Raw genomic sequence first — 9,335 nt, 5'->3', positions numbered from 1 at the left:
GCCCGCGCGCGGCGTACCGCCGCCCGGCTGGAGGCTGCGCAGGCCGAGCTCACCCCCGCTCGCGCCCAGCTGGCCGCCGCCCGGGCCCGGCTGCAGGCCGCCAGGATCGAGGACCGCGAGATGCAGCGCCGGCTGGACGAGGCGGTCGCCCGGCTCCAGCAGGCCCGCGCCGACGTGGCCCAGGGCCGCGCGGCCCTCGGCGAGCAGCGCGACGAGGTCGCCTCGATGATCTCCTCGATCTACCAGGAGGGTGACCCGGAGCTGCTGGCCCTCGGCGCCATCATGAGCTCCCAGACGCCCGCGGACCTGACCCACCAGATGGAGGCGCGGTCGGTGATGGTGGGTGAGCAGACGCGGGCGTACGACGAGCTGCGGGCCGCCGAGGTGCTGCTCGTCGTCCGCGAGGGGCAGGTCGCGGACGCCAAGGCCGAGGCGGCAGCCCGCCGGCGGGAGGCGGCCGAGCACCTGACGGTGATGCAGGCCGCCGAGCAGGACGCTGCCGATGCCGAGGCTGCGGTCCGGACCTCGGTCTCCCGGAACCGCCGGGCCACGCAGGCCGCCGAGCGCGCGCGGGCCGCGGACCTGCGCCAGCTGCGCGCCCTCCAGGCGGAGGAGGAGCGGATCCAGGAGATGCTGCGGCAGCGAGCCCAGGCCGCGCGCAACGGCCACTCCGGGTCGCCGCAGCCGTCCGGGGGGTACCTCAGCTACCCCGTGAACGGACCGGTGACCTCCCCGTTCGGCTACCGGGTGCACCCGATCTACGGCTACTACTCCCTCCACGACGGCACGGACTTCGGCGCCGGCTGCGGCCAGCCGCTCTTCTCCGCGGCGGACGGCACCGTGCTGTCGTCGTACTGGAGCACCGCCTACGGCAACCGGATGATCATCGACAACGGCTACGCGCGCGGGGTCGGCCTCGCCACGATCTACAACCACGCGATCCGCTACACCGTCGGGGTGGGCGACCACGTGCGCCGAGGCGAGGTGATCGGCTACGTCGGCACCACCGGCTGGTCCACGGGCTGCCACCTGCACTTCACCGTCATGGTCAACGGCACGCCCGTGGACCCGATGGGCTGGCTGTAGCCGCTTGGGCCGGCCGCTGCGCCTCCGGCGGGTACGGCACGGGCTTGGCGGTGCTGGGAGAATCCCGGCATGGCGAGGGAACAGGGGCGCAAGCTCATCGCGCAGAACAAGAAGGCGCGCCACGACTACCTGATCGAGGACACCTGGGAGGCCGGGCTCGTCCTGACCGGCACCGAGGTGAAGTCGCTGCGCGCCGGCCGGGCGTCCCTGGTCGACGGCTTCGCCGAGATCGACGGCCACGAGGTGTGGCTCCAGGGGGTGCACATCCCCGAGTACACCCAGGGCACGTGGACCAACCATGCCGCCCGCCGCAAGCGCAAGCTGCTGCTGCACCGCTCGGAGATCGCCAAGATGGAGCGCAAGACCACCGAGAAGGGCTACACGCTGGTGCCGCTCGCCCTGTACTTCAAGGACGGCCGGGCCAAGGTGGAGATCGGGCTGGCCCGGGGCAAGAAGACCTACGACAAGCGGCACGCGCTCGCCGAGCGGCAGGCCAACCGCGAGAAGGAGCAGGCGCTCGGCCGCCGGCTCAAGGGGATGGCCTAGTTAGTACGGTCCCAGAACGGGGTCCCAGGGGCCTCCGGACCCCGCGTGGGGACCGCACTAACCGAGGTAGCGGACGGTGAGGGGGGTCTCCAGGGCGGGGGAGTCGTGGGTCGGTCCCCCAGGGCCCACCCGGAAGGCACGGGCCTCGGGGCGGGAGGAGACGGCCTCGACGAGCCGGCCGTCACGGAACAGCAGCCCGCAGCCGTCGTCGGCGGCGTACCCGGCGGGGAGCCGGCCGGTCCCGACCAGGTCGAGGTACGTCGGACGCCGGTCTGCCTCGCCGTCGTAGTGCGGACACGCCGAGCCTCCGAGCAGCCCCAGCCCGTCCGGCAGGGGGAGCAGCGGGCCGAAGGAGTCGGTCACCGACGCCTCGAACCAGCAGTTCATCCCGGCGCTGATCCCGGACAGCACCACGCCCGCCTCGGCCGCCTCGCGGAGGATGTCGTCGAGCCCGTGCAGTCGCCACAGCGCCAGCATGTTGGCCGTCGACCCCCCGCCCACGAACACCACGTCCTGGCTGAGCAGGTAGGACCGCAGGTCGACCACCGAGAGCTCGGAGAGGTGGAACAGCCGCAGGGCGCTGGTCTCGGCGCGGCCCGCGAACGCCTTCTCGAACTCCGCGACGTACCCCTCCGCGTCACCGCTGGCCGTGGGCACGAAGCAGATCCGGGGCAGTCCGTCGGGACCGCGGCGGCGCAGCGCCAAGGAGAGGAGGAAGTCGTCCAGCAGGGGGTTGTCGGGCTCCATCGAGAACCCGCCGCCACCGAGGGCGAGGATCGTGGTCATCGGGGACATCGTGGCAGGCTTGGCGGCCGTTGGGAATGGATGCGAGGGGCACGGGTGTTGACGCGTAGGATGGGACCACAACTCAAGAGGGGCTGATCGGTTTCGACTTGGGACGTACGTCCCAGGGGAAGCGGGTCGAGAAGCCAGCGTCATCTCGCTAACGATCGCTGGAAACCATAAGTGCCAACGCTAAGCGCACTGACTTCGCTCTCGCCGCCTGAGCGGTGATCGAAGGGTCTGACCGGGCACCTGCCTTCGTCCCGGACCCAGGCCTCATCTAGAAGGCTTGCTGCTCATCTCCTGTCGCGAGGGGTGAGCGGGACTCTTTCGCGACTGAGCCCGTCGGCGACGTGTGAGTGCGAGCGCCGGGGCTGAGAAGACGACACCACTCACTGCACCCGGAGAAGACCTGGTACGGCGCTCGAGGACGCGGGTTCGATTCCCGCCAGCTCCACCAACCGACCCACCACGGTGACGTCCGCTGCTGCGGTGCCCCTGGTGTGTCACGCGACGCCCGGTTGTGCCGGCGGTGTCCTTCCGGCCATCAGCCGGACGACCGCCTCCCGCTGCTCGGCGGAGACCGCCCCCCAGCCGGGCTGGTAGCCGCACACCTCCCGCAGCGGGGTAGCGGCGTTGGTGCCGTACATCACCTCGATGTCGTCGACGTCGATCAGCGCCGGGTGCGCCACGCCGCAGGACTGGGCCACGCGGAGCAGGTCGCGCCGCAGCGTGCGGATGTAGTGGTTGAGCCGCACCGACTTCAGGTCGGGGTCCAGCCCGTGCGACAGCCACGGGTCCTGGGTCGCGACACCGGTCGGGCAGCGGCCGGTGTGGCACTTCTGGGCCTGGATGCAACCGATGGCGAACATCGCCTCGCGCGCGACGTTCACCAGGTCGCAGCCGAGGCCCATCGCGACGATGGCGTTGTCGGGCAGCCCGAGCTTGCCGCTGCCGATGAAGGTCACGTCCTGGGCGATGCCGGCACGCGCGAACTGGGCGTAGACCCGGGCGAAGCCGACCCGGAACGGCAGCGCCACCGAGTCGGAGAACACCAGCGGCGCGGCGCCGGTGCCGCCCTCGCCGCCGTCGACCGTCACGAAGTCCACCCCGCGGTCGCCGGCGGCCATCGCGGCGACCAGCTCGGTCCAGAAACTGAGGTCGCCGACCGCGGACTTGATGCCCACCGGCAGCCCGGTCTCGGCGGCCAGCAGCTCCACCCAGTCCAGCATGCTGTCGACGTCGTGGAACTCCGCGTGCCGCGACGGGCTCACGCAGTCGACCCCGGGCGGGATGCCCCGGATCTGGGCGATCTGCGGGGTCACCTTGCTGCCCGGCAGCAGCCCGCCGAGCCCGGGCTTGGCGCCCTGGCTCAGCTTGATCTCCAGCGCCCGCACCGGGGCCGAGGCGACCAGGTCCTTGAGCCGCTTGAGGTCGAAGCGGCCCTGCTCGTCGCGACAGCCGAAGTACGACGTGCCGATCTGGAGGACCAGCTCGCCCCCCTGGCGGTGCGCCGGCGAGAGGCCACCTTCACCGGTGTTGTGCAGGCACCCGGCGAGCGCGGCCCCGCGGTTGAGCGACTCGATCGCCGGCGCGGAGAGCGACCCGAAGCTCATCGCGGAGACGTTCACGACCGAGCCCGGGCGGAACTTGAGGGCGCGGTCCCGCGGGCCGCCCAGCACCTTCGCGGACGGCAGCGCCACCTCCTCACCCGGTGGGAGCGTCGGCAGCGGCGCCACGTCGGAGAAGGTGCGGTGCTTGATCACCGGGTAGCCGGCGCTCTGCTCCACGTCGTTGTCGGTGCCGAAGCCGAAGTAGTTGTTCTCCAGCTTCGCCGAGGCGTAGATCCACCGCCGCTGGTCCCGGCTGAAGGGTCGCTCGGAGTTGTTGTCGGTCACGATGTACTGCCGCAGCTCCGGGCCGATCGTCTCCAGCAGGTACCGGCCGTGCCCCAGGATCGGGAAGTTCCGCAGGATCGCGTGCTTGCGCTGGAGCAGGTCGTACGCCGTCACGCCGGCCAGTGCCGCCGCCGGGAGTGACTTGACCAGGCGGGACGTCCTCATGCTCGTGCCTTTCTCCTCAGTCACGCAGGTACCGCCGGGCTCCGGCGAGCTCGCGCTGGTAGGCGGGGGTGGCGACCGGGATGACCTCCACGGCCTGCCCCGTTCCGGGCGAGTGGACCATCAGGCCGTCGCCGGCGTACATCGAGACGTGGTGGACCACGCCGTCGGCGGCGTAGAACAGCAGGTCACCGCGGCGCAGGCCGCCCGCGACCGGACGTCCGGCCGTGGACTGCGGTGCGGCGTCACGCGGCAGGACCAGGCCGTGGACCCGGTAGTCCAACGAGGTCAGCCCCGAGCAGTCGAACCCGAAGCCCGAACGCCCGGCCCACAGGTAGTCCAGGCCGACGAACAGGCGTGCGGTCCGCACCAGCCCGCGGCGGGTGGGTGCCAGGGCGGGGGTTCCCGTGGGGTGGACCACGACGGCGGCCTCCAGCAGCCGCTGCGTCCCGCCCCCGGGCAGGGCCACCCGCACCAGCCCGTCCTCGGTGCCGAGGTAGGGGAGCCGGGTGCCGAAGCTGACCCGCAGCACCGGAGCCGCCGCCGCGTCGTCGCTCCGTAGCCACGCTGTGCGGCCCACGACGGTGACCTGCTGGTCCCTGCGCAGCGGGGGCGTCCCGGTCAGCTGTCGGCGGGGCACCCAGCCCGGGTAGCCGCGCGCGTCCTGCGGGGTCGGCTGGTCGGGGACGGTCACCCGGGCCCACCCGGGCCGCAGCGAGACCACCCGCACCCGGTCCCCCAGCAGGGACTGGGTGTCCGCCCGCCCGTTCAGCCCTCGCCGCTCGGCCAGCGACATCGCCGACAGCCACTGACCGATGCGGGCGGGGGCAGCCAGCGCGGGCGCGTCGACCGGCCGGGGCGAGTCGGGACTGCGCCACAGCGTCGCCACCGAGACCCGCACCCACGCCGGGCGACCGGCCCGGAGCGCGGTGCGCGCGCCCGACGCTGTGGGCGAGGATGACCCGGCGGTCGACCCGGCGGTCGGGCGGGTCGTCGTGGCTCCGGTGCCCGTCGAGGGGTCGGTGGAGCACGCCACGACCGCCAGCGCGGCCGCCACGGCCAGTGCCAGGCTGTGTCGGCGGACCCCCGCCATACCGCCAGCCTGTGCTCTCCGCACGGACCGGTCAAGGACGCGGCTCACACCGGGGTCGGTGCTGGCTAGGATGCCCGTAGGGAGAACGGAGGGCGGATGAACCTCGAGAAGGTCGTGTTCGGGTTCTTCGTGGTCCTGGCCGCCACGCTCAACTTCGGGTTCTTCATCGGCGACCTGGGCGACCCCGAGCTGCACAACGTCTACGAGCTGTTCGCGGCGGTCGTGGTCAACCTGATCGCCACCGTGCTGAAGTTCGGCGACCGCACCCAGATCGGCGCCGTGCACCTGGCCACCAGCCTGGTGGCCAGCCTGCAGCTGATCGCCGCTGCGGTCGTGTGGACCTGGGCCAGCCACGTGTCCGGCGCCGGCCTGACCCCCGAGGCCACGGCGAGCGTGGTGTCACTCTCGGGTGGAGCACTGTTCGCGAACGTGGTCTCGGTCGTCCTGCTGGTCGTCGAGACGGTCTCCTTCCAGCAGCGCCGCTGAGGCGAGACCCGACCGCGATGGCGAACCCGCTGCTGGACCACTGGTACCGGCTCCTCGCCGGCCGGAGCCGACGTCAGCACCACGACGGCGAGGAGCAGCCGCTGCCCGACCTCGCCGGCGAACAGGCCACCGCCGGCATCCTGCTGGTGCTGCGCCGGATGCGGGTCCCGCTGATCGTGCTGATCCTGATCTTCGCGGTCAGCGTGCTGGGACTCACGCTGGTCCCGGGCGTGGACGCCGAGGGTCACCCGGCCCGGCTGAGCATCTTCGACGCCTTCTACTTCATGAGCTACACCGCGACCACGATCGGGTTCGGGGAGCTGCCGTACCCCTTCACCGATGCTCAGCGGATGTGGGTGACGGCGTCGATCTTCCTCTCCGTCATCGGCTGGGCCTACGCGATCGGCTCCTTGCTGTCCCTCCTGCAGGACCGGGCCTTCCGCCGGGCCGTGGACCGGCGGATGTTCGGGCGGAAGGTGGCGCACCTGGCGGACCCGTTCTGGCTGCTGGTGGGGTACGGCGAGACCGCGCGGCGGATCGCCCGCTCGCTGGACGACCTGGGCTACCGCTTCGTGGTCCTCGAGCGCGACGAGGAGCGCGTGGCGTCGGTGGACCTGGACGACTACCTGGCGGACGCTCCCGCGTACGCCGGGGACGCCCGCAGCACCGCCACCCTGGCCCTGGCCGGCCTCGGTCATCCGCGCTGCGAGGGCGTGCTCGCGCTGAGCGAGTCCGACGACGTCAACCTGGACGTGGCGATGACCACCGCCCTGGTCAGGCCCCGGCTCCCGGTGATCGCGCAGACCGGCTCGGCCGAGATCGAGGAGCGGATGCACGCCTTCGGCTCCCCCGAGGTGATCAACCCGCTCGACCGCTTCGGCGACCACCTGCGCATCCTCTACCGCTCGCCGGCGGCGTACCAGCTGCTGGGCTGGCTGACCAGCGCCCCCGGATCCCCGCTGCCGGCCCGTCGGTCCCCGGTCCCCCCGGGGCGCTGGCTGGTGTGCGGCTACGGTGCCTTCGGCCGCGACGTGACCGCCGACCTCCGCGCCGAGGGCGTCGACGTGACCGTCGTCGAGGGGGACCCGGTGCCGGGGACGTCGGAGCGGTTCGAGGCGGAGGCGCTCGAGGCGGCCGGCCTCGCTCGGGCGGCGGCGTTCGTCGCGGCCACCGACAACGACATGACCAACCTGTGGCTGGTGGAGCAGGCGCGCCGGATCAACCCCGGAGCGTTCCTGGTCGCGCGCCAGAACAAGTCGGGCAACGCCACCCTCTACGAGAGCGTCGGGGTCGACCTGGAGATGGTCCGCGCCGACGTGGTCGCGCACGAGGTGCTGGCCCGGCTGGCGCACCCGGCGCTGATGGGCTTCCTGTCCCGGGTGCCCGGGATGGGAGAAGCCTGGGCCGCGGCGATGGTGCACACGCTGGTCGAGCGCTGCGGGACCAGTACGCCGTACCTGTGGCGGGTCGCGCTCACCGCTGAGGAGACCCCCGCGCTGGCCCCCTGGCTCGCCGGTGGCGGGGTCCCCCTGGCCGACCTGATGCGGTCCCCGCAGGGGAGGGACCACTCCCTGGCCGCGGTGCCGCTGGCCCTGGAGCGCGACGGCGAGGTGACGACCGGCCCCTCCGGGGAGGAGGTGCTGCGGGAGGGCGACCTGCTCCTGCTCGCCGGCAGGGCGACCGCGCGGCGGTCCCTGGCTGCCACGCTGTTCCAGGAGACCACTGCTGCCTACGTCATCGACGACCGGACGGTGCCGTCGACCTGGCTGTGGCGCCGCTTGTCGCGTGCCTCTCGCTGAGCGCAGCGGCCCTCAGCAGAGCCTGGCCGACCAGGGCATCAGCCCCTGGAACCGGGAGAACTTCACCGGGTCGTCGAGCGTCCAGTCGGCCACCGAGTTCGCCGTGGAGTCGTAGTAGGAGAGCCCCGCACCGCCCATGGCGACCATGTCGTGGTAGGTCCGGTCCAGCCACGTCGGGTCCACCGCGGAGGCGACCGCGGTCTGCCCGGTCTCGCCGATGGCCCAGGCGGTGCCGTGCTCGGTCGCCCACGCGGCCATCTTCGCGTAGTACGTCGTGAGGTCGAGCACCTTGGTGCCCACCTTGCCGTTGCGCACCGCGCCGTAGTCGTTGTAGGCGTCGATCGCGAGGATGTCGATGTTCTCGTCGCCGGGCCACTTCGTGGCGACGGTGTTGTTGCCGCCCCCGAAGGTGTTCCAGCCGCTGTAGATCACCGAGTAGGCGACGTTGTCGGTGCGGGCATGGATGATGGGGGCGATCTGGGCCTGCATCTGCGTCCACAGCGCCATGTCGCCGTCGTTCTCGGGCTCGTGGTGGACAGCCAGCCACACCGGGCCGGGCACGGTGGCCAAGGCGTCGGCCAGCTGGGTCGACCAGGCGGTGCCCTTGCCCGCGGCCATGTCCGCCCACGACAGCGGGGCCTTGAAGCTCATCCAGGGCAGCCGGCCCTCGGCCAGGTCCGCCTTCGCGTCGCGCACGGCATTGCTGATCTGCGTGGCCTTGTAGTACGTACGGTGCAGCGCGAGCGGGCCGCCGAGCTGAGCCTCTCGCGTCGGCAGGCTCGTGTCGCCGCTGATCGCAGCGCCCAGGTACGTCGAGCCGGGCGTCGGGATGCCCATCGGGTCGCTCACGCACGGTCCCGGGGTCGGCGGTCCGCTGGGCAGCGGTTCGCCCGCCGGTGGGACGGTGGGGTCGGTGGTCAGGTCGCCCTCCCTCATCGAGACGTCGTCCACGAGCAGCGCCACCCCTCGAGGGACCCGCAGGCTGAACACGTTGAGGTCCAGAGCCGTACCCGTGCGCACCGTGGTGTACGCCAGCTCGACCTTGGTCCACCGGCTGCTGACCGCCACGAACCGGGAGCTGGCGGCGGCGATCACGCGGTGGTCGGTGACCTCGCGGACCCGCAGGCGGCCGGTGAGGTCGCGGCCGGAGGAGCGGACGTAGGCGCTGGCTGTGTAAGTCGTCTGCCGTGGCGTCGACGCGACCGTCTGACGGGCGTCGTTGAGCATCACCGCGCGGCCTCGGCGGCTGGTCAGCCGGGCGGCGCCGGCGCCGGAGGCCGCGCGCCGCGCGTGCGAGATGACCTGCCGGCCGCGGTGGTTGGTCTTCCAGCCGCGCGTCCCGTTCTCGAAGTGCCCGTTGAACACGAGCTCGGGGGAGTCGGCCCGGGCAGCCACCTGCCGCGGCTCGCTGCCGCCGGTCTCCGCCAGGGCGGAGGGCGCGCCGACAGCGAGCAGGGCCACCCCTGCCACGATCGCCAGCCA

8 protein-coding genes and 1 other RNA gene are annotated in these 9,335 nt (G+C 72.5%); 5 read left to right on the top strand and 4 right to left on the bottom strand.

The genetic code is table 11. The features are described 5' to 3' along the window. The coding region (locus tag PLP61_RS11440; protein ID WP_324502844.1) for a M23 family metallopeptidase at window positions 1-1,086 on the top strand (1,086 nt) is incomplete at its 5' end. 69 nt (window positions 1,087-1,155) lie between these two features. Further along, window positions 1,156-1,632 (top strand): SsrA-binding protein SmpB, encoded by a 477-nt coding sequence (smpB, locus tag PLP61_RS11435; RefSeq protein WP_324502843.1) that lies wholly within the window; start codon window positions 1,156-1,158, stop codon window positions 1,630-1,632. A 57-nt stretch (window positions 1,633-1,689) separates the two neighbouring features. Here the strand turns inward: smpB and PLP61_RS11430 are convergent, their stop codons facing one another. Further along, on the bottom strand, window positions 1,690-2,418 hold the full coding sequence (locus PLP61_RS11430) for a Type 1 glutamine amidotransferase-like domain-containing protein (RefSeq protein ID WP_324502841.1): 729 nt from the start codon (window positions 2,416-2,418) through the stop codon (window positions 1,690-1,692). An 88-nt stretch (window positions 2,419-2,506) separates the two neighbouring features. Here PLP61_RS11430 and ssrA point away from each other — a divergent pair. Then, window positions 2,507-2,875: a transfer-messenger RNA gene (ssrA, locus tag PLP61_RS11425) on the top strand. Window positions 2,876-2,921: 46 nt separating this feature from the next. Here the strand turns inward: ssrA and PLP61_RS11420 are convergent. Both PLP61_RS11420 and PLP61_RS11415 read right to left on the bottom strand, forming a co-directional pair. Then, window positions 2,922-4,478: an FMN-binding glutamate synthase family protein gene (locus PLP61_RS11420; protein WP_324502840.1), complete on the bottom strand. Its 1,557-nt coding sequence runs from the start codon at window positions 4,476-4,478 to the stop codon at window positions 2,922-2,924. Window positions 4,479-4,494: 16 nt separating this feature from the next. Beyond that, on the bottom strand, window positions 4,495-5,568 hold the full coding sequence (locus PLP61_RS11415) for a C40 family peptidase (RefSeq protein ID WP_324502839.1): 1,074 nt from the start codon (window positions 5,566-5,568) through the stop codon (window positions 4,495-4,497). Window positions 5,569-5,664: 96 nt separating this feature from the next. Between PLP61_RS11415 and PLP61_RS11410 the strand changes: the two genes are divergently transcribed. After that, window positions 5,665-6,054, top strand: coding sequence for a DUF6394 family protein (locus PLP61_RS11410; RefSeq protein WP_324502838.1), 390 nt, complete (start codon window positions 5,665-5,667; stop codon window positions 6,052-6,054). A gap of 17 nt (window positions 6,055-6,071) precedes the next feature. Then, a complete protein-coding gene (locus tag PLP61_RS11405; protein WP_324502837.1) occupies window positions 6,072-7,853 on the top strand; it encodes an NAD-binding protein in 1,782 nt (593 codons plus the stop codon). Between the two features lie 12 nt (window positions 7,854-7,865). On the opposite strand, the gene PLP61_RS11400 is transcribed toward PLP61_RS11405, so the two are convergent. Beyond that, window positions 7,866-9,335: carbohydrate binding domain-containing protein (locus PLP61_RS11400; protein ID WP_324502836.1), on the bottom strand; the 1,470-nt coding region annotated here is incomplete at its 5' end.

Origin of the sequence: Nocardioides sp., assembly GCF_035429765.1 — a bacterium.
In the GTDB taxonomy this organism is placed as follows: domain Bacteria; phylum Actinomycetota; class Actinomycetes; order Propionibacteriales; family Nocardioidaceae; genus Nocardioides.
Note: the sequence above shows the minus strand (reverse complement) of the source record. Positions and strands in the feature narration are given on the sequence as shown.